22 protein-coding genes are annotated in these 22775 nt (G+C 65.4%); 10 read left to right on the forward strand and 12 right to left on the reverse strand.

The genetic code is table 11. The features are described 5' to 3' along the window. Window positions 1-8: 8 nt before the first annotated feature. The 8 genes from ACTIFP_RS01515 to gluQRS form a co-directional block, all read right to left on the reverse strand. Complete coding sequence (locus ACTIFP_RS01515) at window positions 9-1151, reverse strand: epoxide hydrolase family protein (protein ID WP_439566959.1); 1143 nt, start codon at window positions 1149-1151, stop codon at window positions 9-11. 28 nt (window positions 1152-1179) lie between these two features. Then, a complete protein-coding gene (locus ACTIFP_RS01520) occupies window positions 1180-1668 on the reverse strand; it encodes a hypothetical protein (protein ID WP_439566960.1) in 489 nt (162 codons plus the stop codon). Between the two features lie 36 nt (window positions 1669-1704). Then, entirely contained in the window at window positions 1705-2571 is an 867-nt protein-coding gene (locus ACTIFP_RS01525) for a 3-hydroxyacyl-CoA dehydrogenase NAD-binding domain-containing protein (RefSeq protein ID WP_439566961.1), read from the reverse strand. A gap of 160 nt (window positions 2572-2731) precedes the next feature. Then, window positions 2732-3718: an L-histidine N(alpha)-methyltransferase gene (gene egtD / locus ACTIFP_RS01530; protein WP_439566962.1), complete on the reverse strand. Its 987-nt coding sequence runs from the start codon at window positions 3716-3718 to the stop codon at window positions 2732-2734. Window position 3719: 1 nt separating this feature from the next. After that, window positions 3720-5000, reverse strand: a complete 1281-nt coding sequence (gene egtB / locus ACTIFP_RS01535) for an ergothioneine biosynthesis protein EgtB (RefSeq protein ID WP_439566963.1) — start codon at window positions 4998-5000, stop codon at window positions 3720-3722. 201 nt (window positions 5001-5201) lie between these two features. Then, the gene (locus tag ACTIFP_RS01540) at window positions 5202-5783 is read right to left on the reverse strand and encodes a cob(I)yrinic acid a,c-diamide adenosyltransferase (protein WP_439566964.1); all 582 of its coding nucleotides are present in this window, start codon (window positions 5781-5783) and stop codon (window positions 5202-5204) included. A gap of 26 nt (window positions 5784-5809) precedes the next feature. Beyond that, on the reverse strand, window positions 5810-6034 hold the full coding sequence (locus ACTIFP_RS01545; RefSeq protein WP_439566965.1) for an HIG1 domain-containing protein: 225 nt from the start codon (window positions 6032-6034) through the stop codon (window positions 5810-5812). Between the two features lie 9 nt (window positions 6035-6043). Next, window positions 6044-6895: a tRNA glutamyl-Q(34) synthetase GluQRS gene (gene gluQRS, locus ACTIFP_RS01550; RefSeq protein ID WP_439566966.1), complete on the reverse strand. Its 852-nt coding sequence runs from the start codon at window positions 6893-6895 to the stop codon at window positions 6044-6046. 184 nt (window positions 6896-7079) lie between these two features. On the opposite strand from gluQRS, the gene ACTIFP_RS01555 reads away from it, so the two are divergent. The 3 genes from ACTIFP_RS01555 to ppc all read left to right on the forward strand — a co-directional run bounded on the left by ACTIFP_RS01555 (window position 7080) and on the right by ppc (window position 10952). Continuing rightward, on the forward strand, window positions 7080-7646 hold the full coding sequence (locus ACTIFP_RS01555) for an HNH endonuclease (protein ID WP_439566967.1): 567 nt from the start codon (window positions 7080-7082) through the stop codon (window positions 7644-7646). 141 nt (window positions 7647-7787) lie between these two features. Beyond that, on the forward strand, window positions 7788-8210 hold the full coding sequence (locus ACTIFP_RS01560; RefSeq protein WP_439566968.1) for a YbaY family lipoprotein: 423 nt from the start codon (window positions 7788-7790) through the stop codon (window positions 8208-8210). Window positions 8211-8273: 63 nt separating this feature from the next. Continuing rightward, the gene (gene ppc, locus ACTIFP_RS01565) at window positions 8274-10952 is read left to right on the forward strand and encodes a phosphoenolpyruvate carboxylase (RefSeq protein WP_439566969.1); all 2679 of its coding nucleotides are present in this window, start codon (window positions 8274-8276) and stop codon (window positions 10950-10952) included. 96 nt (window positions 10953-11048) lie between these two features. Here ppc and ACTIFP_RS01570 read toward each other — a convergent pair whose 3' ends face one another. The 4 genes from ACTIFP_RS01570 to ACTIFP_RS01585 all read right to left on the reverse strand — a co-directional run bounded on the left by ACTIFP_RS01570 (window position 11049) and on the right by ACTIFP_RS01585 (window position 15026). Next, entirely contained in the window at window positions 11049-11567 is a 519-nt protein-coding gene (locus ACTIFP_RS01570) for a hypothetical protein (RefSeq protein ID WP_439566970.1), read from the reverse strand. 195 nt (window positions 11568-11762) lie between these two features. Then, complete coding sequence (locus ACTIFP_RS01575; RefSeq protein ID WP_439566971.1) at window positions 11763-12566, reverse strand: SDR family oxidoreductase; 804 nt, start codon at window positions 12564-12566, stop codon at window positions 11763-11765. Window positions 12567-12722: 156 nt separating this feature from the next. After that, entirely contained in the window at window positions 12723-13841 is a 1119-nt protein-coding gene (locus tag ACTIFP_RS01580) for an acyl-CoA dehydrogenase family protein (protein ID WP_439566972.1), read from the reverse strand. A gap of 3 nt (window positions 13842-13844) precedes the next feature. Beyond that, window positions 13845-15026 carry an acyl-CoA dehydrogenase family protein gene (locus ACTIFP_RS01585; RefSeq protein ID WP_439566973.1) on the reverse strand — a complete coding sequence of 394 codons (1182 nt, stop codon included), beginning with the start codon at window positions 15024-15026 and terminating at the stop codon, window positions 13845-13847. 172 nt (window positions 15027-15198) lie between these two features. Here ACTIFP_RS01585 and ACTIFP_RS01590 point away from each other — a divergent pair, with 172 nt between their 5' ends. The 7 genes from ACTIFP_RS01590 (at window position 15199) to ACTIFP_RS01620 (ending at window position 22775) form a co-directional block, all read left to right on the forward strand. Continuing rightward, on the forward strand, window positions 15199-16056 hold the full coding sequence (locus ACTIFP_RS01590) for an SDR family NAD(P)-dependent oxidoreductase (RefSeq protein WP_439566974.1): 858 nt from the start codon (window positions 15199-15201) through the stop codon (window positions 16054-16056). Continuing rightward, window positions 16053-17519, forward strand: a complete 1467-nt coding sequence (locus ACTIFP_RS01595) for an MFS transporter (protein WP_439566975.1) — start codon at window positions 16053-16055, stop codon at window positions 17517-17519. Before ACTIFP_RS01590 ends, ACTIFP_RS01595 begins: the two co-directional genes overlap by 4 nt. A 112-nt stretch (window positions 17520-17631) precedes the next feature. Continuing rightward, complete coding sequence (locus ACTIFP_RS01600; RefSeq protein WP_137751333.1) at window positions 17632-18921, forward strand: acyl-CoA dehydrogenase family protein; 1290 nt, start codon at window positions 17632-17634, stop codon at window positions 18919-18921. 113 nt (window positions 18922-19034) lie between these two features. Next, the gene (locus ACTIFP_RS01605; protein WP_439566976.1) at window positions 19035-20126 is read left to right on the forward strand and encodes a Zn-dependent alcohol dehydrogenase; all 1092 of its coding nucleotides are present in this window, start codon (window positions 19035-19037) and stop codon (window positions 20124-20126) included. Then, a complete protein-coding gene (locus ACTIFP_RS01610) occupies window positions 20123-21199 on the forward strand; it encodes a phosphotransferase family protein (protein WP_439566977.1) in 1077 nt (358 codons plus the stop codon). Before ACTIFP_RS01605 ends, ACTIFP_RS01610 begins: the two co-directional genes overlap by 4 nt. After that, window positions 21196-21972, forward strand: coding sequence for an SDR family NAD(P)-dependent oxidoreductase (locus ACTIFP_RS01615; protein WP_439566978.1), 777 nt, complete (start codon window positions 21196-21198; stop codon window positions 21970-21972). Before ACTIFP_RS01610 ends, ACTIFP_RS01615 begins: the two co-directional genes overlap by 4 nt. Next, window positions 21972-22775 carry an SDR family NAD(P)-dependent oxidoreductase gene (locus tag ACTIFP_RS01620; protein ID WP_439566979.1) on the forward strand — a complete coding sequence of 268 codons (804 nt, stop codon included), beginning with the start codon at window positions 21972-21974 and terminating at the stop codon, window positions 22773-22775. The genes ACTIFP_RS01615 and ACTIFP_RS01620 overlap by 1 nt, the downstream gene beginning before the upstream one ends.

Raw genomic sequence — 22775 nt, forward strand, 5'->3', positions numbered from 1 at the left:
CTGCCGGGTCAAAGGTCCATCTTGGCCAGCGCGGCGCGGACTTCGCCGACGAACAATTCGGGCTGTTCCCAGGCGGCAAAATGGCCGCCGCGGGGCAGCTCGTTCCAGTGGACGATATTTTTATAGCGCCGTTCGGCCCAGCGCCGCGACAGCCGCATGATTTCGTTGGGGAACAGACTGCAACCCGTCGGCACCAAAATCTCGCCCGCCGCAAAATTGCGAAAACTGTGCCAATAGAGCCGCGCCGACGAGGCCGCGCTGGCGGTCAGCCAATAGAGGCTGATCGTGTCGAGCATCGCATCCTTTGGCAGCGCCTGTTCGGGATGGCCGCCGATCGACTGGCCGCCCGGCTGGTGCCCGCAATCGGTCCAGCCGTGGAATTTTTCGGCGATCCACGCCATCTGGCCGACCGGCGAATCGGTGAGCGCATAGCCGATCGTCTGCGGCCGCGTCGCATGCTGGGTCGAATAGCCGCTGTCCTTCGCCTGATACCAGCCGAAGCGCGCCAGATAGAGTTGCTCGGCGTCGGTGAGGTCGCTCATCAGGTCGGGCGGGGGCGCCCCAACGACCATGTTGACGTGGATTCCGGCGCAATGATCGGCGTGATTCATGCCGATCGCACAGGTCACCGCACTGCCCCAATCGCCGCCCTGCGCGAAATAGCGATCGTAACCGAGCGCGACCATCAGCGCGTCCCACGCCGCGCCGATATGCTCGACGCTCCATTTGGCCTCGGCGGGTTTGCCCGAAAAACCATAGCCTGGCAGCGATGGCACCACGAGGTGATAGTCGGCTGACAGCGGTTCGATGACGTCGAGGAATTCGAGCACCGACCCCGGCCAGCCGTGGGTCAGGATCAGCGGGCGCGCGGCGGGGTTGACCGAGCGGATATGGATGAAATGCACGTCGAGCCCATCGATCGTCGCAAGATAATTGGGCAGCGCGTTCAGCCGCGCTTCGACGCGGCGCCAGTCATAGCTGCCCTGCCAATAGGCGGCGAGTTCCTGCGCATAAGCGAGCGGGATACCCTGGTCCCAGTCGCCGACGGTTTCCTTTTCGGGCCAGCGGGTGCGCGCCAGCCGCTGGTTCAGGTCATCGAGCGCCGCCTGCGGCACGTCGATCGCAAAGCTGCGGATATTGGCAACGTCCATGCAAATCCCCTCCCTTGCCGTCCGCGAATCAGGGGCGCGCCGGCGCCTTGCAACCACGTTCCAGCCCGACACCTTTCAGGAAACCGCGGCGGACTGTTCCGGCATAAACAGCCAGCGCATAGCGCCGCCGTTCGGCATTGGCGCCGGTGACTTCGCCGATCAGGCCGCGAAAGGGAATGATCGACCCCGCGACATTACCGACCACCCGGCCAGCGGTTTCTTCGCGCTTCTTGGCGCGGTCCTTGTCGACCTGTTCATTGACGTCGGGGCCCAGCACGGTGCCGAGTTCGTTGATTTCGCCGATGATCGCGGCGCATTTGCCGAGACCGGCGAGCGAATAGGGGCTTTCCTGAATTGCCAGCAGTTTGGGCGGAATCTCTTTTCCGTCGAACGGCTCGGTCACCGAATTGGCGGTGTCCTTGATCGTCGAATCTTCGGGCGCGCCTTGCTGGGCATAAGATGTCGCCGAGGCGGTCAGCACGGCGACCGACAATGTTGCAAGAATTTTCCTGTGCATATCACGCCTCCTTGCGGCCCCTGACCGCATCACATGCTAACGCGTCGGAACGGGTTCGGCTCCCGTCCAGTCGTAAAAGCCGCGGCCCGCCTTTTTGCCGACCCAGCCCGCCTCGACATATTGGACGAGCAGCGGCGCGGGGCGGAATTTGGGGTCGCCGGTGCCGCTGTGCAGCACCCGGATGATTTCGAGGCAGGTGTCGAGCCCGATGAAATCGGCCAGCGTGATCGGACCCATCGGATGGTTGAGGCCGAGGCGGCAACCGGTGTCGATGTCCTGCATCGTCGCTACCCCTTCGCCCAGCGCGAACACCGCTTCGTTGATCAGCGGCATCAGCACGCGGTTGACGATGAAGCCCGGCGCGTCGTTGGCGTGGACGATTTCCTTGCCGAGGCCGCGACCGAACGCCTCGACCGTCTGCAGCGTCGCGTCGCTGGTGGCGAGGCCGCGGATCAGTTCGATCAGCCCCATCACCGGCACCGGGTTGAAAAAATGAACGCCGATAAAGCGCGCTGGATCGGGCGACGCCTGCGCCAGCCGGGTGATCGGGATCGAGCTGGTGTTGCTGGCGAGGATCGCGGTCGCCGACAAATGCTGGCCGACGCTGGCAAAGATCGCGCGCTTGATCTCTTCGCGCTCGGTCGCCGCCTCGATGACCAGATCGGCGGGGGCGAAGGCGCTGTGATCGGCGACGGGGGTGATGCGGGCGAGGAGCACGTCGGCGTCGCTCTGGGTCAGCTTGTCCTTGGCGACGAGGCGACCGAGCGCCTTGGCGATCCCCGCCTTGCCCGCTTCGGCGCGCGCCAGATCGATGTCCGATAGCAGCACGTCATGGCCCGCGCCCGCCGAAACCTGGGCGATGCCTGCACCCATTTGCCCTGCCCCGATGACGCCGACGATCATATTTTTATTCTCCAAAACTCTTGAAGCCCCGTCGTCATCCCGGCGAAGGCCGGGATCCGGCCGTTTCCGTAAAACGCGCTGGCGGGATCCCGGCCTTCGCCGGGATGACGATTTGGTGGTTGCCCTACGTCATCGATCGCCTCGGTCAAGAGGCAGCACATCAAGGGGCCGAGCGAAAGGCGGTTGCTTCGGCGAGGATCAGGGCAAAGGTAGGGTCGGCGTCGTCCCAGGTCGCAACCGGGGTCCAGCCGCTCGACCGGAGCAGCAGGTTCGCGTCGCGCGCGCCATATTTGTGGCTGTTCTCGCTGTGGATCGTCTCGCCCGCCGCCATATGATAGCGACGCCCGTCGACCGTGAAGTCCATGTCGCACGCGGCGACCAGGTGCATTTCGATCCGCGCATGGACATCGTCCCAGACGGCGCGGTGGGTGAAGTTTTCGACCGGAATGTCGCCGCCGAGCTCGCGGTTGATCCGTTCGAGCAGGTTGAGGTTGAACGCCGCGGTGACCCCCGCCGGATCGTCATAGGCGCGTTCGAGCACCCCGACATCCTTGATCCGGTCGATACCGATGAGCAGCAGCGACCCGTCGCCGAGCGCGCAGCGCCAGTTGCGCAGCAGGTCGATCGCGGTGCGCGCGACCATATTGCCGATCGTGCTGCCCGGGAAAAAGCCCAGTTTGGGCAAGTCGGCAATTTCGCGCGGCAGTTCGACGCGCTGGGTGAAATCGGCCTCGACCGGATAGACCGGCAGACCGGCAAAGCGCGCCGCGAGCGTACGCGCGCTGTCGCGCAGGAAATCGCCCGAAATATCGACCGGGACATAAGCGGCGGGGGCGATCGCCGCGAGCAGCAGCGGGGTCTTGGTCGAGCTGCCCGAGCCCAGTTCGATCACCGCCCGTCCCGGCCCGATCGCCCGCGCCAGATCACCGGCATGGCGGGTCAGCAGGTCGGTTTCGCTGCGCGTCGGATAATATTCGGGGAGCGCGGTGATGTCCTCGAACAAGGCCGACCCGGTCGCGTCGTAGAACCAGCGCGCCGGGATTGCCTTTTGCGCCTGCGCCAGCCCGGCGTGGACATCGGCGCGAAACGCGATGTCGACCCCTGCGGTATCGGCATCGACCTGCCGAAGATTGCGAACAACGCCCATGTCAAAGATCCTTGGCCAAACGCACGCCGGTGAATTGCCAGCGCTGGTGGGGGTAGAAAAAATTACGGTACGAGGCGCGCAGATGGCCGCGCGGGGTCGCGCAGCTGCCGCCGCGCAGCACGAACTGGCCGCTCATGAACTTGCCATTGTATTCGCCGACCGCGCCGGGCGCGGCGCGGAAGCCGGGATAGGGGCGATAGGCGCTGCCGGTCCATTCCCACACGCTGCCGAACATCTGTTGCAAGCCGGCGTCAACGACCGCCGCGGCGGGCTGCACCGGCCCGGCGGCATCGAGTTGCTGGCCCGAGGCCGGATCGAGCGTCGCCGCCGCGGCCTCCCATTCGAACTCGGTCGGCAGGCGCGCGCCCGCCCAGCTGGCGAAGGCGTCGGCTTCGAAAAAGCTGATGTGGGCGACGGGCGCGACGGGGTCGATCGCCCGCCAGCCCGCCAGGGTGAACTGGCGGTCGCCGTCCCAATAGGCGGGCGCGTCGATGGCTTCCGCCTGCACCCACGCCCAGCCGTCGCTGAGCCACAGCGAGGGCGTGTGATAACCGCCGTCGGCGATAAATTGTTGCCATTCGCCATTGCTGACCGGGCGGCTGGCGAGCGCGTGCGGGGGCAAAAGCGCATCGTGCTGCGGGCCTTCACAATCGAACGCAAAGCCGTCGCCATGATGGCCGACCGCGACCACGCCCGCCTTACCCTCGACCCAGTTCATGGCGGAAAACCGCCGGGCTTCACTCGCGATTGCCGATTCTGCATTCCACGCCGCCGGGCCGAGCGGATTTTGTGCAAAGAGATGTTTGAGGTCGGTGAGCAGCAATTCCTGATGCTGCTGTTCGTGCTGGATACCGAGTTCGACCAGCGCGTGCGCCGCGGGCGGCAAATCGGGCAGCGCCGTCTGCACCGCGGCATCGACATGCGCGCGCCAGATGCAGATTTCATCGAGCGACGGGCGCGTCAGCAACCCGCGCTGCGGCCGCGCGTGCCGCGGCCCTTCGGCCTCATAATAGCTGTTGAACAGATAGGCGTAGCGATCGTCGAACGCGCGATAGCCCGGCAGATGGTCGCGCAGGACGAAGGTTTCGAAAAACCATGTGGTGTGCGCGAGATGCCATTTGGCGGGCGAGGCGTCGGGCATCGACTGCGCGCTGGCGTCGGCATCGGACAGCGTGGCGACAAGGTCGATCGACAGGCGGCGGGTCGCCGGAAACCGCTGGGTCAGCGGCACGCGCATACCGACCATTGGCGCATAGAGCGAAGCGTCGGTTTGGCTGGCCATGATAAGACAATCCCCCGCTGTGCGATTCGGTTTCGCTTGAGACAAGAATATGGTTACGGCGGCGGAGGATTTCAAGAACGTTTAGAGAACAAAGTTCGTCGCCCCGCAAAGGAAGCCCACTGGCCGCTCGCTCAGCGGCAGCGACCGAGCGCGATGGCGGCCCCGCCTACGGCGGCGCTTCGAAATCATACGGTCCCGAGCCTAGCGCGTCGCGCCGGGCTTCCACAGGATGTCGCCGCCCGCCGCCGCGTTCAGGCGGCGCGTCAGCACGAACAGATGGTCGGACAAGCGGTTGAGATAGGTCAGCGCGAGCGGGTTGAGGTCGCGCTCGCCGCCCGCCGCGACCGCGGCGCGTTCGGCGCGGCGGGTTACCGCACGGGCGAGGTGCAGCCGCGCCGCGGCATCGGTGCCGCCGGGCAGGATGAAGCTGCGCAGCGCCTCCAGATCGTCGTTCATGCGGTCGATCTCGTCCTCCAGCCGCGCAATCTGGCTGGGGACGATGCGCAGCGCCATGTCGTGCGGGCCGAATCCGAACTGGATGTCGGCGGGGGTGGCCAGGTCGGCGCCCAGGTCGAACAGCTCGTTCTGGATCCGCGCCAGCATCGCCGCAGCGTCGCTGGCGGGGTCGAGCGCGGCGGCAGCGATGCCGATCGCGCTGTTGGCTTCGTCGACGTCGCCGACCGCCGCCATCAGCGGCGCCGATTTGGCGATCCGCGATCCGTCGACCAGCCCGGTGGTGCCGTCGTCGCCGGTGCGGGTGTAGATTTTGTTCAGCTTGACCATGTATCGAGGCTTGCGCGGCGGCCCGATCAGCCGCCCGCGGCGAGCAAGCCGATCAGCACGATCAGGATGATGGTGATCGCCTGCCATTTGACGCGCGCCATCATCATCTTGTTCTGCATTACCTGATTCTCTTGCGCGGTGCCGTCCATCGCGGCGCGGTGGCCTTGCGAGAAATAGAAAAGCCCGCGCGCGAGCGAGAAGAGCACGAAGCCGGCGGCCACGACGACGCCGATGATCAGCAGGATGTTCATGGCGCCAATCTAGGGCATCCGCAGCGAATATCCAGTGGGAAGCCGTTGCCCAAGCAAATCGGCCGCCAGGGCCCGGCCATCGACGCCCCCATCGCGCAGCACCGCGAGCGATGCCGCGGCGTCGCGCTTGGCGAGCCGCTGGCCGCCGGCGCTGCAAACGAGCGGATGATGGTGATAGAGCGGGGTCGGCAGGCCGAGCAGCGCCTGAAGCAGCCGGTGAACGTCGGTCGCAGCGATCAGGTCGGCGCCGCGGACGACATGCGTCACTCCCGTCATGGCATCGTCGAGGGTGCTGGCGAGGTGATAGCTGGCGGGGGCATCCTTGCGCGCGATGACGATGTCGCCGTGCGCCAGCGGGTCGGCGGCACGCATCCCCTGCCCCTGCTCCTCCCACGCCAGATCGCCAGCGATCGCTAGCGCGCGGGCGGTGTCGAGGCGCCAGCAATGCGGCTTAACGACCATCCGCCGTTCGCGCTCGGCTTCGGCAAGATCGCGGCAGGCGCCCGGATAGATCGCGCCCGACGGGCCGTGCGGCGCCGACAGACTGGCGGCGATGTCGGCGCGGGTGCAGAAACAGGGATAGACAAGGCCGCGGGCACGCAAGCGGTCCAGCGCAGCGGCGTAATCGCCGAGCCGCGCCGACTGGCGCAGCGGTTCGCCATCCCAGCCGAGGCCGAGCCAGGCGAGGTCGGCGAGCGCTGCGCCGACATAGGCTTCGCGCGAGCGGCTGCCGTCGATATCGTCGATACGGATCAGGAATTTGCCGCCCGCGGCGCGCGCTGCATCATGCGCCAGCACCGCGCTATAGGCGTGCCCCAGGTGCAGGTCGCCGGTCGGGCTGGGCGCGAAACGGGTCAGCATCGATTGGGTAAAGACTCCATATACTGTGTCAGCATCATCGGATTCCTTCCATATCTTGCGGCAGATGCCCCCTTGACGTCAGAATCTGATGCGGCATGTAATACGCATGTCACTTGGGGAAGGCAGTGGCGCGCCATCCACTTCGCAAGGTGGCGCTCAGCAACGGGGGCAACGTTTCAAAGCCATGTTCCATCCCGATCTTGTCCGGCATCCCGATAATTGTCCCGCGCTTGTCCTGAATGCCGATTATACGCCGCTCAGCTATTATCCGTTGAGCCTGTGGCCATGGCAGACCGCGGTCAAGGCGGTTTTCCTCGACCGCGTCACCATCGTCGAAAATTACGAGCGCGAGATTCACTCGCCGACGAAGACGATGCCGATCCCCAGCGTCATCGCGCTGCGCCAATATGTGAAGCCGTCGCAGCACCCGGCGTTCACCCGCTTCAACCTGTTCCTGCGCGATCGCTTCGCGTGCCAATATTGCGGGTCGGGCAAGGATCTGACCTTTGACCATGTCGTGCCGCGCCGGCTCGGCGGGCGCACGACGTGGGAAAATGTCACCACCGCCTGCGCCCCGTGCAACCTGAAAAAGGGCGGGCGGACGCCGCAGCAGGCGCGGATGCCGATCTATCGCCAACCGTGGCGCCCGACGAGCTGGCAGCTGCAGGACAATGGCCGGGCGTTCCCGCCGGGGTATCTGCACACCAGCTGGATCGACTGGCTGTACTGGGATGTCGAGCTGGAGGGTTAGGCAGCCACGCCTGTTTGGGCTATGCCTTTGGTTCCCGTGTCCCTGCGAAGGCAGGGATCCATCTCCTGCCGGTTCCATTTTGCACCGACCGGTGATGGGCCCCTGCCTTCGCAGGGGTTCATGGTTTGCAGGAAGAAGATCATGCTCCGTATTGCCGCCATCGCCGCCATCGCCGCCGTCGGCCTTGCGCTCGCCGCCTGCGCGACCACCGCCCCGGCCGAACAATCGATCAATGTCACCGGCAGCATCACCTATCGCGAGCGCATCGCGCTGCCGCCGAGCGCGCAGATCGAGGTGCGGCTCGACGACGTCAGCCTGGCCGACGCCCCGGCGCGCAACCTGGCGCGGCAGGCCTTCGCCGCCGAGGGCAAGCAGGTGCCGTTCGCCTTTGCTTTGACCGTCGACAAGGCCGCGCTCGACCCGCGCCACAGCTACGCCGTGTCGGCGCGGATCACCGATGCCGACGGCAAGCTGATGTTCATCACCGATACGCGCAACTCTGTTGCGTTCGAGGGCGGATCGACGGTCGATATGGGAATGCTTACCCTGATCAAGACGAATTGATCGAACAAGGCATAGCTATGCGCTGCTTGACGTAGGCTCTGCTGCGGTGCAGCAATCCCGCGCATGGGCCCGCCGATCCAGATCTCGCAGAATCCCGACATCCGCTATCTCGGGCGGATCCTGGGCGACGTCATCCGCGCTTACGGCGGCGACAAATTGTTCCGCCAGACCGAGTATATCCGCTCGTCGAGCGTCGACCGGCACCGCGGGATCGCGGGGGCCGAGGCGATCGATCCGGGGCTCGATGCGCTCAGCCTCGACGACACGATCGCCTTTGTGCGCGGTTTCATGCTGTTTTCGATGCTCGCGAACCTCGCCGAGGATCGGCAGGGGGTCGCCGCCGAGCCTGAAGCGACGGTCGCCGCCGCGATCGAAAAGCTGAGGGGCGATGGCATCGACGGCGACGCGATCGCGGCGCTGCTGAGCGCCTCGCTCGTCGCGCCGGTGCTCACCGCGCACCCGACCGAGGTGCGGCGCAAGTCGGTGCTCGACCACAAGAACCGCATCGCCGAGCTGATGCTGCTGCGCGATGCCGGCGCCGACGAGACGCCCGAGGGCGATGTCGTCGAGGATGCGATCCGGCGGCAGATCGTGCTGCTGTGGCAGACACGCCCGCTGCGCACCGAAAAATTGTTCGTCGCCGACGAGATCGACAATGCGCTGACCTATTTGCGCGACGTCTTCCTGCCCGTCGTGCCGAAACTCTATGCGCGCTGGGAAGCCGAACTGGGGACGCGCCCCGCGAGTTTCCTGCGCGTCGGCAGCTGGATCGGGGGCGACCGCGACGGGAATCCCTTCGTCACCGCCGAGACGATGGTCATGGCGACCGGGCGCAACGCCGCCGCGGTGCTCGGCCATTATATCGACGCGGTCCACCATCTCGGCGCCGAGCTGTCGGTGTCGGCGAGCCTTGCCGCGGTGCCCGAAGCGGTCGAAGCGCTGGCCGAGGCGAGCGGCGACACCGCGCCGAGCCGCCGCGACGAACCTTATCGCCGGGCGCTGTCGGGCATTTATGCCCGGCTGTGCGCCACTTATGCGCAGATCGTTGGCCGTGCGCCGCCGCGCCCTTCGGCGCTAACCGGCGCGCCCTATGCCACCCCGGCGTCGCTTCGCCGCGACCTCGTCACCATCGCCAACGGCCTGTCGGCGAACAGCCAGGGCCAGTTTGGCGGCATCGGTGCGCTCGGGCGGCTGATCCGCGCCGTGGAAGTGTTCGGGTTCCACCTCGCAACGCTCGACATGCGGCAGAACAGCGCGGTGCACGAACGCGTGCTCGCCGAGCTGCTCAAGGTTTCGGGGGTCTGCGCCGACTATCTGGCGCTGGACGAAGAGGCGCGCGTCGCGCTGCTCACCGCCGAACTGCAAAGCGACCGACCGCTCGCCGCGCCCTGGCACCAGTGGAGCGACGAGACCGCGGGCGAACTCGCGATCGTCCACGCCGCCGCCGACATTCGCGCCCGGCTGGGCGGCGATGCGATCTGCCAGTGGATCATCAGCATGGCGCAGACCTTGTCCGACCTGCTCGAAGTCCATGTGCTGGCGCGCGAAGCCGGATTGTGGCGTAGCGGCGCGGCGGCGGGGCAGAGCAATCTGATGGTGGTGCCGCTTTTTGAAACCATCGCCGACCTCGACAAGGCGCCCGACATCATGGCGCGCTATTTCGCGATGCCCGAAATCGGCTCGCAGATCGGCGCGCGCGGGCATCAGGAAGTGATGATCGGCTATTCGGATTCGAACAAGGACGGCGGTTATCTGACCTCGACCTGGGGATTGCATCAGGCGTCGCAGGCGCTGACTCCGGTGTTCGAGGACGCCGATACCGCGATGCAATTGTTCCACGGCCGCGGCGGCGCGGTCGGGCGCGGCGGCGGCAGCGCCTTTGCCGCGATCCGCGCCCAACCCGCGGGCACGGTGCAGGGGCGCATCCGCATCACCGAACAGGGCGAGGTGATCGCCGCCAAATATGGCACCGCGGCGAGCGCGGCGACCAATCTGGAAGCGATGGTGTCGGCGAGCCTGCTCGCGAGCCTCGAGCCCGAGGCGCTGAGCGGCGCCGACGCGGCGCGCTTTACCGCCGCGATGGACGCGCTGTCGGACAGCGCTTTCGCCGCCTATCGCGGGCTGGTGTACGACACGCCGACGTTCAAGGATTTCTTCCGCGCGATGACCCCGATCGCCGAAATCGCGACGCTGAAGATCGGGTCGCGGCCGTCGAGCCGCACCAAGTCGAGCGCGATCGAAGATCTGCGCGCCATCCCCTGGGTGTTCAGCTGGGCGCAGGCGCGCGCGATGCTGCCCGGCTGGTACGGGACGGGCGAAGGCTTTGCGGCGTTCGCGGACAAGGCGCTGCTCGCCGATATGGCGCAGGGCTGGCCGTTTTTCGCCGCGCTGCTCGGCAATATGGAGATGGTGCTGGCGAAATCCGACATGGGGATCGCGGCGCGCTACGCCGAACTCGCCGGGCATATCGACGGACATGAGGCAATCTTTGGCCGCATCCAGGGCGGGTGGAACCGCGCGCATGACGGGCTGCTCGGCATCACCGGCCAGACGCGGTTGCTCGAGAAGAACCCGGCGCTCGAAGCGTCGATCCGGCTGCGCCTGCCTTATATCGAGCCGCTCAACCTGCTCCAGATCGAACTGATGAAGCGCCACCGCGCCGGCGAAACCGACCCGCGGATCGCCGAGGGCATCCAGCTGACGATCAACGCGATTGCGACGGCGCTGCGGAATAGCGGTTAATATCCGTCGCCCCCGCGAAGGCGGGGGCCGCTAGCGTTTTACGCAGCTAGGTCGGGACAAGCCTACAGCGGCCCCCGCCTTCGCGGGGGCGACGGCTTATTTCGAAACGATCACCACCTCACCCTTGGCATTCGCGCCATCGGGGACGAAGCTGATCGTGAAATCATCGCCATCCTTGTCGGTGCCGCGCAGCGTCGTGCCGGCGCGTTCGACCTGGATGTTGCGCTTGGCGAATTCGGCGCCCATCCAGTCGGCAGCGACCTTGGGCGCGGCGGGTGAGCTGAAGCCGAATTTCACCGTCGCGGTATCGGCGCCATTTTTGTCGCTGGCGTTGATGTCCATCTGGTCGATCTTGCTGCCGGGATAGAGTTTCACCCCGTCGATGTCGAAATCGGTGTTGATGTCCATGTCGCCAAGATCGGGGATGTCGAGGTCGATATTGACCCCGTCGCCGCCGATCTTGATCTTGCCGCCATCTTTGCCCGAACTGATCTGGACCTTGCCGCCGCCATCGCCGTCGGCGTTGATCGAAATATCGGGGCTGTCGGCCGCCTTCTCGTCCTGCCCGCAGGCGGCGAGGAGCATCATCGGGGGGATCAGATAAGCAAGACGCATGGCACATCTCCTTGGTGCATTAGTTATATAATACACCTTGGCGATTGGCGAGTCAACTTCGTCCTACCCCTCCCCTTCAGGGGAGGGCAGCGAGACTTACGAACTTGTTCGTTAGTCGAGCGGGTGGGGACCAGCGGCCCTGCGCCGCCTGACAGGCCCCACCCCAACCCCTCCCCTAAAGGGGAGGGGCATAGGTCAGGCGTCGATGCTCGTCCGCAGATCGCCATGCACCAGCCCGCCGTCGACGGTGATCGTGTCGCCGACCACATAGTCGCCCGCCTTCGACGCGAGGAAGATTGCCGCCCCGGCCATGTCCTCGGGCACGCCGATGCGCTTCACCGGGATGCTCTGCGCGACCGCGTCGCCATGATCGCGCGCGGCCTTGTTCATGTCCGACTGGAAGGCGCCGGGCGCGATCGCGGTGACCAGGATATGGTCATGGACCAGCCGCGCCGCGAGCCGCTTGGTAAGATAGAGGATCGCGGCTTTCGACGCATGATAGCTGTAGGTTTCCCATGGGTTGAGCCGCTGGCCGTCGATCGAGCCGATGTTGATGACCTTTGCGGGCCGCGCGTGCGAACCGCCCGCCTTGAGCAGCCCGTGCAACGCCTGGGTCAGGAAAAAGGGCGATTTGACGTTGATGTCCATCACCTTGTCCCAGCCCGCCTCGGGGAAACCCTCGAACGGTTCGCCCCACGCGGCGCCGGCGTTGTTGACGAGGATGTCGAGGCGTTCTTCGCGCGCTTCGAGTTCCTTGGCGAGCGCACGGCAGCCCTCGACGGTTGCGAGGTCGACCGGCAGGCCGATGACCTTGCCCGGATAGCGCGTTTCGAAATCGGCGACGGCTTCCTCGATCTGCGCCGTCTTGCGCGCCGAGATGTAAACGCGCGCCGCGCCCGCGGCGAGATAGCCCTCGACGATCATCTTGCCGATGCCGCGCGAGCCGCCGGTGACGAGGGCGATGCGGCCGTCGAGGCCGAACATGTCATTGAGGTTCATTGGTGGAGGCTCCTTAAAGCCGCTCCCCTTCAGGGGAGGGGTTGGGGTGGGGGCTCGCAGCGTAGCGCAAGGCCGACGGCCCCCACCCGCTGCGACTAAGCCAGCAAGCTGGCAAGTCTCACTGCCCTCCCCTGAAGGGGAGGGCGTAAGCACAAATCAATAGCCGTTCATGCGCGCGACTTGGTCGATGTGGTAATGCACATCGCCCATATATTCGGCGAGCGCACGGTCGCGTTTCATGTACAGGCCGATGTCATATTCGTCGGTCATGCCGATGCCGCCGTGCATCTGCACGCCTTCGCGCACCGCGAGATTGGCGGCGCGACCGGCTTTCGCCTTGGCGACCGAGACCATCAGCCTGGCGCCCTCATTGCCCTCATCGAGCAGCTGCTGCGCCTTCATCACCGTGGCGCGGGCAACTTCCATCTCGCCATAGAGATGCGCGGCGCGGTGCTGGAGGCCCTGGAACTCGCCGATCAGCTTGCCGAACTGCTTGCGTTCCTTGAGGTAATTGACGGTCATGTCCATCGCGCCCTGCCCGACACCGACCATCTCGGCGGCCGCGCCGGCGCGCGTCGCGGCGAGCAGCGCGTCGAGGATGTCGCCGCCGGCATCGACCTCTCCGATCACCGCGTCCGCATCGACCTCGACGCCGTCGAACGTGACATGGCTCGCCAAGCTGCTGTCGACGAGACGCCGCGGATCGGCGGTGAGACCCTTCGCATCCTTCGGGACCGCGAACAAAGTAATGCCACCGTCGGTCTTCGCCGCGACGATGCTGGTGTCGGCAACATGGCCGTGGAGAACGAAGCTTTTCTTGCCGTCGAGACGGAAGCCGTTGCCGGCGCGCGTCGCGGTCGTCGCGATGCGGTCGGGGCGGTGCTTGGCGCCCTCGTCGATCGCGAGCGCGACGATCGCCTCACCCGATGCGATCGCAGGGAGCCAGCGGCCCGCCTGCGTGCCGCCCGCCTTGGCGAGCGCGGCGACCGCGCCGACGCTGGTCGACAGGAAAGGCGACGGGGTCAGGTTGCGGCCGATTTCCTCGAGCACGATGCCCGCCTCCATATGCCCCATGCCGAGCCCGCCATGCGCTTCGGGAACGAGCATGCCAGGCAGCCCCATTTCGGTGAACTGCGCCCAGAGGTCGCGCGAGAAGCCGGTGGCGTCGGCGCTGTCGCGGAGATTACGCAGGTGCGAAACCGGCGCCTGTTCGGCCACGAAGGGCGCGACGCTGTCCTTGAGCATCGCCTGGTCTTCATTGTGATACAAAGGCATGGATCAGGCTCCGGGCAGGTCGAGGATACGCTTGGCGATGACGTTGAGCATGACTTCGCTCGTCCCGCCCTCGATCGAATTGGCCTTGGTGCGCAGCCAACCGCGCGCCCTTGCGCCGCCCTTGGTCTCTTCGCTGTCCCATTCCAGCGCTTCGCTGCCGCCGCCCGCCATCACCAGTTCGTGGCGGCGCTTGTTGAGCTCGGTGCCTACATATTTCATCATGTTCGACGATGCCGGGTGCGCGCGGCCCGTCTTCCACATGTCCATGAAACGCTCGCCCATCGCACGGTAGGCAAAGACATCGACGTCGAACGCCGCCATTTCGGCGCGCAGGATCGGGTCGTCGAGTTCGCCCGCCGCGTTCTTGCCAAAGGATTTCGCGAACGCGCCGCCGATGCTGACCATGTCGCCGCCCGCGCCGCCGCCCGAGATCATCTCGCGCTCGTGGCCGAGCAGATATTTGGCGACGTCCCAGCCGCGGTTGATTTCGCCGATGAACTGGGTCTTGGGCACTTCGACATCGTCGAAGAAGGTTTCGCAAAACGGACTGTTGCCGCTGATCAGCAGGATCGGCTTGGTCGTGACCCCCTTGCTCGCCATATCGAAGAGCATGAATGTGATGCCCTGATATTTGTTCGCCTTGTCGGTACGGACGAGGCAGAAGATCCAGTCGGCCTTGTCGGCGTAGCTGGTCCAGATCTTCGACCCGTTGACGACCCAATGATCACCCTTGTCTTCGCCGAAAGTTTGAAGCGAGACAAGATCGCTGCCCGAGCCGGGTTCCGAATAGCCCTGGCACCAGCGGATTTCGCCGCGCGCGATCGGGTTCAGATATTCGACCTTCTGCTCCTCGGTGCCGAACTGCAGCAGCGCGGGGCCGAGCATCCAGATGCCGAAGCTGTCGAGCGGCGAGCGCGCGTGGATGCGCTTCATTTCCTGTTTGAAGATCTTGGTCTGCTCGGGGGTCAGCCCGGCGCCGCCATAGGCCTTGGGCCAGTCGGGAACGGTATAGCCCTTTGACACGCAGGCTTCGAGCCACTGCTTCTGGGCATCGTTTTTGAACACCCAGTTGCGCCCGCCCCAGCACACATCGCCTTCTTCGCGGATGGGCTCGCGCATTTCGGCGGGGCAGTTCGCCTCCAGCCAACCGCGCACTTCAGCGCGAAAAGCGTCCAGATCGCTCATGTTTCAGGCTCCTCTTCCTGCCCCAAATCTAGGAGCAGTCGGCTGCTTTACGCAAGCGTCAACTTGGGGAGCCCGACCTGCCGTTACGGCGCCGTAGCGTCGGTTTGACCGCCGTTGACGCGTCACCTTTGGCGCCTAAGCTAAGTGGCAAAAGAAAACGGGAGAATGGGTCATGCGATTCGCGGGCAAGATTGCCGTCGTCACCGGAGCAGCGTCGGGAATCGGCAAAGCCACGGTTTTGAAACTCGCGAGCGAAGGCGCCCATGTCTTTGCCGCCGACATCGACGAGGCGGGCGGCCGCGCCCTCGCTGAACAGTCGAACGGCAAGATCGATTTCGTCCGCTGCGACGTGACCAAGCCGTCGGATATCGAGGCTTTGATGGACACCGCCGCCGCCAAGGCGGGGGGGATCGACATCGTCTTCAACAACGCCGCGGCAGGCGGCGACCGCGCCCCGATCGACGAAATCACGCCCGAAGGCTGGGACCGGACGATGGATCTGGTGCTGAAATCGGTCGCGATGGGCATCCGCTATGCGAGCCCGCATATGAAAGGGCGCAAGGGCGCATCGATCATCAACACGGCGAGCGTTGCGGCGCTGGGCGCGGGTTATTCGCCGACCGCCTATGCCGTCGCCAAGGTCGGGGTGCTCCACCTTAGCAAAGTCGCGGCGACCGACCTGGCGCGCTATGGCATCCGCGTCAACGCGATCTGCCCGGGCTTCATCAACACCAACATCTTCACCGCGTCGCTGGAGGTTCCCGACGCGATGAAGGATCAGGCCAATGCGATCATCGCCGGGATGAGCGCGCAGGCGCAGCCGGTGGCGCGCGGCGGCCAGCCCGACGACATCGCCAATGCCGTCGCGTTTCTGGCAAGCGACGAATCATCGTTCATGACCGGCACCCATTTGCTGGTCGACGGCGGACTGACGATCGGGCAGCGCCACGCCTGGGATCCCGAATCGCCAGGCATGTTCGATGCGCTGGTCGCGATGGAGGAAGCGGCCAAGGCCGGAGCGGCCGCGTGACCACAGCGGCGACGACCGCCGCCGTTCCGCGCCCCGAAAAACTCCCCGTGTGGCTGAAGGCCACGCATGGCCTTGGCAGCATCGCCTATGGCGTCAAGGACAACGGTTTTTCGACCTTTTTGCTGCTGTTCTACAATCAGGTCATCGGCCTCGACGCCGGGATTGTCGGGACCGCAATCATGGTCGCGCTGATCGCCGACGCCTTTGTCGATCCGGTGATCGGCGAGCTCACCGACCGCACCCGCAGCCGCTGGGGACGCCGCCTGCCATGGCTTTATGCGGCGCCGATTCCGCTCGCCATGGCGTGGATGCTGCTGTGGAGTCCGCCCGAAATGAGCGATGCGATGACGATCGCCTGGCTGATCGGCTTTGCCATTATCGTCCGGTCGCTGGTGTCGATGTGCGAGGTTCCCTCGGTGGCGATCGTCCCCGAACTGTCCGCCGACTACGACGAACGCACCGTCGTGATGCGCTATCGCTTTCTGTTCGGCTGGGGCGGCGGGTTGTTGATCCTGTATCTTGCCTATCGCTGGTTCTTCGCCGGATCGCTGGGGCTGGTCGATCCCGCAGGCTATTTCCCCTATGCGCTGACCGGCGCGCTGCTGATGGCGGGCGCGGTAATGCTTTCGGCGGTGGGCCAGCATCGCCGCATCGCGGTATCGAATCTCGACCAACCGCGGCCCACCGCAAAACTCAGCCACGTCCTGCGCGACATGCGCGAGACGCTGTCGAACCGCGCCTTTCTGTGGCTGATCTTTGCCGCGCTGTTCGCCTTTATCAATCAGGGCATCACCTTTTCGATGACCAATTATCTGCTTGGCTTTTTCTGGCAGCTCAGCGGTGACGAGATGGGCGACTATGTCTTTCTGCTGTTCGCGACGATGGTTGCCGCCTTCCTGCTGGTCGCGCCGCTGTCGGCGAAATTGGGGAAGCGGGGCGGCGCGATCCTGGCCGGGGCGATCGCGCTGATCGTCAACAGCAGCATGTATCTGGCGTGGATTCAGGATATTTTCCCGGGCCTGCCCGGCAAACCCAGCGTCGCGGTGTTTTTCGCGATGGTATTCGTCGGCAACACATTTTCGATCATCCTGATGATCCTGTCGTCATCGATGATGGCCGACGTGGTCGAGGCGTCGCAGGGCGAGACCGGCCGCCGGTCGGAGGGGCTGTTCTTCGCCGGATATTTCTTCATGCAGAAATGCGCGACCGGTATCGGCATCTTTCTTGCGGGACAAATCCTGTCTTTCGCCGCGTTTCCGGCGAGCGCCAAACCGGGTGAAGTCGGCGACGCGGTGCTGGGCAATCTTGCCATCGGCTATATGGTCGCGATCCTGATCATCGGCACGCTGGGGCTGATCGTGATGCGGAAATTTCCGATCTCGCGCGCCGATCACGAGGCCCGGCTGGCGCTGCTCGACGATGCGGCACGCGCCGAGCCCGACGCCAGCGGCGCGCATCCGTAACGGAAAATGTCGGTGCGCGACGGAATGAGGTAATAATCGGCCCGCAGGGGTTGGCAAAACAGGACGAATCGGTCCAAAGGCTTACGCGAACGTAAACGGAAAGGATGCTCAGATGGATTTCGATCTCACCGACCGGCAGACCCATTGGCGCGATCGGGTGCGCGAGTTTATCGAGCGCAAGGTCCGCCCCGCGGTGCCGACGTACAAGGAACAGGACAAGGCGGGCGACCGCTGGAAGGTTATTCCGATCGTCGAGGAACTGAAGGCCGAGGCCAAGGCCGCGGGCATCTGGAACCTGTTCATGCCGCCGCGCAGCGCCGCGCATCATCATGTCGACGAGACGATCGAATTTGAAGGCCCGGGCCTGACCAACCTCGAATATGCGCTGTGCGCCGAGGAAATGGGGCGGATCGGCTTTGCCAGCGAAGTGTTCAACTGCTCGGCGCCCGACACCGGCAATATGGAGGTGTTCCACCGTTACGGCACGCGCGCGCAGAAAGAGAAATATCTGCTGCCGCTGATGAACGGCGAGATTCGGTCGGCGTTTCTGATGACCGAGCCTGCGGTCGCGTCGTCCGATGCGACCAATGTCGAGTGCCGGATCGAACGCGATGGCGATGATTATGTCATCAACGGCACCAAATGGTGGTCGTCGGGCGCCGGCGATCCGCGCTGCAAGGTCGCGATCGTGATGGGCAAGACCGATTTCGCCGCCAAGCGCCACGCCCAGCAGTCGATGGTACTGATGCCGCTCGACGCCCCGGGCGTCACCATCCTGCGCCACCTGCCCGTGTTCGGCTATGACGACGCGCCGCACGGCCATATGGAAATCGAGCTGAAAGATGTTCGCGTCAACGCCGAGGATGCGATGCTGCTCGGCGAAGGCCGCGGCTTCGAGATCGCGCAGGGGCGGCTTGGCCCGGGGCGTATCCATCATTGCATGCGCACGATCGGCACCGCCGAGGAAGCGATCGCCAAGATGGCCAAGCGGCTGCAATCGCGCGTCGCCTTTGGCAAGACGATCGCCGAATATAGCATCTGGGAACATCGTCTGGCGCGCGCGCGCATCGACATCGAAATGACGCGGCTGCTGTGCCTGAAGGCGGCCGACATGATGGACAAGGTCGGCAACAAGGCCGCCGCCGCCGAGATCGCGATGATCAAGGTGCAGGCGCCGAACATGGCGCTGAAGATCATCGACGATGCGATCCAGGCGCATGGCGCCGCGGGGGTGTCCGAAGATTTCGGCCTTGCCAACGCTTATGCCCATCAGCGCACCCTGCGGCTCGCCGACGGTCCCGACGAAGTGCATGAACGCGCGATCGCCCGCATCGAATTCGCCAAGCACAGCGCGGCGAGCGAGCCGGGCTTTTCGTCGGGCGACATCGGGGCGTCGCGTTAACGAGCAATGACCCGTTTGTGCTGAGCTTGTCGGAGCACCGTCCTTCTTCACCGCGCAAGAAAGAACGGCCCTTCGACAGGCTCAGGGCAAACGGCGAGAGAGGGTAGTTTCCTATGACCAAAGCCGCGATTCTGATCGAACCCGGCAAGCCGCTGTCGATCGAGACGGTGCAGATCGCCGATTGCGGCCCGCACGAGGTACGCATCCGCACTGCCGCCTGCGGGCTGTGCCATTCGGACCTGCATTTCATCGACGGCGCCTATCCGCATCCCCTCCCTGCGATCCCCGGCCATGAAGCCGCAGGTATCGTCGAGGCGATTGGCAGCGAAGTGCGCACGGTGAAGGTTGGCGACGCCGTCGTCACCTGCTTGTCGGCCTTCTGCGGGCATTGCGAGTTTTGTGTCAGCGGGCGCATGTCGCTGTGCATGGGCGGCGACACGCGGCGCCCCGTTGGCGCGGCACCGCGCATCACGCGCCCCGACGGCTCACCCGTCAACCAGATGCTCAACCTCTCGGCCTTTGCCGAAACGATGCTGGTCCACGAACATGCGTGCGTCGCGATCGACCCCGAGATGCCGCTTGATCGCGCCGCGGTGATCGGCTGCGCGGTGACCACGGGCGCGGGGACGATCTTCAACGCGTGCAAGGTGACGCCGGGCGAAACGGTCGCAGTCGTCGGCTGCGGCGGCGTGGGTCTGGCGACGATCAACGCCGCGAAGATCGCGGGCGCGGGGCGGATCATCGCCGCCGATCCGGTGCCCGAAAAGCGCGCGCTGGCGATGAAGCTGGGCGCGACGGACGTCGTCGACGCGATGGAAGGCGATGCCGCAAAGCAGATCCTCGAGATATCCAAGGGCGGCGTAGACCATGCGATCGAGGCGGTCGGGCGTCCGGCCTCGGCGAGCCTCGCGGTCGCGTCTCTCCGCCGCGGCGGCACCGCGACGATCCTGGGCATGATGCCATTGTCGGAGAAGGTCGGGCTCAGCGCGATGGACCTGCTCAGCGGCAAGAAATTGCAGGGCGCGATCATGGGGGGCAACCGCTTCCCCGTCGACATCCCGCGCCTCGTCGACTTCTACCTGCGCGGGCTGCTCGACCTCGACTCGATCGTGGCCGAGACGATCCCGCTCGAACGCATCAACGAAGGGTTCGACAAGATGAAGAAAGGCGACACCGCACGGTCGGTGATCGTTTTCGACCAGTGAGTACGCCGCCGATCGACGCGCAAAAGGCCTTTAGCGGCACCGTCGCGCCCGAGGGCGCCGATGTGCTCGACGAGGCGAAGCTCACCCAGTGGATGGAGGCGAATGTCGAGGGTTTCCAAGGCCCGCTGACGCAAAGCAAATTCGCGGGCGGCCAGTCGAACCCGACGTACAAGATTTCGGCGCCGTCGGGAAATTATGTCCTGCGCCGAAAGCCCTTCGGCCCGCTGCTCCCCTCGGCGCACGCGGTCGACCGCGAGTATAAGGTGCAGGCGGGGCTCCATAAGATGGGCTTCCCCGTCGCGCGCCAATACGGGCTTTGCACCGACGACAGCGTGGTCGGCAGCTGGTTTTATGTGATGGGCATGGTCGATGGGCAGACGATCTGGGACGGCGCCATGCCGGGATCGACGCCGGAGAACCGCCGCGCGACCTATGAGGCGATGATCGACACGCTCGCCGCGCTGCACAAGGTCGATGTCGAGGCGGCGGGGCTGTCCGATTTCGGCAAGCCGGGCAATTATTTCGGCCGGCAGGTCGATCGCTGGACCAAGCAGTACAAGCTCGCCGAGACCGAGACGATGGACGAGATGGAGCGGCTGATCGCCTTTTTACCCGCCACGCTCCCCGAACAGACGCGCACCAGCGTCGTCCACGGCGATTACCGCATCGACAATATGATCTATGCCAAGGACCGGCCCGAGGTTCTGGCGGTGCTCGACTGGGAACTGTCGACCTTGGGCGATCCGCTCGCCGATTTCACCTATGTCGCAATGGCGTGGGTCACCGAGAATGGCGGGCGCTCGGGGGTGATGGATCTCGACCGCAAGGCGCTCGGCATTCCCGAACTCGACGAGATGGTCGAACGCTATTGCGCCGCCACCGACCGCGACGGGGTGCCCGACATGAACTGGTATTTCGCCTATAATTTCTTTCGCCTCGCCGGGATCATGCAGGGGATCAAGAAGCGCGTCATCGACGGCACCGCTTCGTCCGCCCATGCCAAGGCGATGTCGGAGCGCGTTCGGCCGCTCGCCGAACGCGCGTGGGACTTTGCACGAAAGGCCGGCGCATGAGCCTGTTCGACATGAGCGGCCAGGTCGCGCTGATCACCGGATCGTCGCGCGGCATCGGCAAGGCCACGGCCGAGGCGATGGCCGAACAGGGCGCGAAGGTCGTGATCTCGAGCCGCAAGCAGGATGTTTGCGATGCGACCGCGGCCGAGATCAATGCGCGGTTCGGCGACGGCACCGCGATTTCGGTCGCCGCCAATATCTCGTCGAAGGACGACCTCCAGAACCTCGTCAACGCGACGCGCGCCGCCTTCGGCAAGATCACCGCGCTCGTCTGCAACGCCGCATCGAACCCCTATTATGGCCCCGGCCTTGGGATCAGCGACGATCAGTTCCGCAAGATCATGGACAATAATATCCTGTCCAACCACTGGCTGATTTCGATGGTCGCGCCCGAAATGCTCGAACGCGGCGAAGGGTCGATCACCATCATCAGTTCGATCGGCGGGCTGAAAGGATCGCCGATCATCGGCGCCTACGGGATTTCGAAAGCCGCCGACATGCAGGTCGCGCGCAATTTCTCGGTCGAGTTCGGGCCCAAGGGGGTGCGCGTCAACTGCATCGCGCCGGGACTGATCCGCACCGACATGGCGCGCGCGCTGTGGGAGAATGAAGAGAATCTGCGGCGCTCGACCGCGGCTTCGACCTTGAAGCGGATCGGCGAACCGCACGAGATCGCGGGCGCCGCGGTCTTCCTCGCCAGCAAGGCGGGGGCATTCACCACGGGCCAGACCATCGTCTGCGATGGCGGCGCGACGATTTCGGGAGGCGGATAATGGGCGCATTGGACGGCAAGATCGCGATCATCACGGGCGCGGGCAGCGGCATCGGCCGCGCGAGCGCGCTGCGCTTCGCCGCCGAGGGCGCGAAGCTGGTGCTCGGCGACAAGACCGCGGCGGTGCATGAGACGGCGCAGCTGGTGAAGGACGCGGGCGGGGAAGCGGTCGCGCTGGAGATCGACGCGGGGGTCGAAGCCGATGTGGCATCGATGGTCGCGACCGCGAAGGACAGCTTCGGCGGCCTCGATATCGCCTTCGCCAACGCCGGGATCATCGGCGACATGGGCGGCATCTTCGATTTCGATCCTGCCGCCTGGGCCGAAACGCTGCGCGTCAACCTGATCGGCCCCGCGCTGATGGTGAAGCATGCGGGCAAGGCGATGGTCGATCAGGGCCGCGGCGGAGCGATCGTGCTGACCGCGAGCGTCGCGGGATTGAATTCGGGCGCGGGTCCGGGCGCCTATTCGGCGTCGAAGGCGGGGGTGATCAACCTCGCCAAGACCGCGGCGCAGCAGCTGACCACCAGCGGCGTGCGCGTCAACGCGATCTGCCCCGGCCTCACCGAAACGGGGATGACCAGGCCGACCTTCGATTATGCCAAGGCCAAGGAGGTCACCCACAAGCTGGGCCAGCTCAACCCGCTGAAGCGCGCCGCGCAGCCCGAGGAGCTCGCCAATGTCGCGCTGTTCCTGGCGAGCGATCAGGCGAGCTATGTCAACGGGCAGGCGATCGCGGTTGACGGCGGGCTCACCAGTTCGCATCCGGTGACGCGCCAGCTGCTTGGCCAGACTTCGCATTGA

The sequence above is a fragment of the Sphingopyxis sp. genome, assembly GCF_051861155.1.
GTDB lineage: Bacteria > Pseudomonadota > Alphaproteobacteria > Sphingomonadales > Sphingomonadaceae > Sphingopyxis.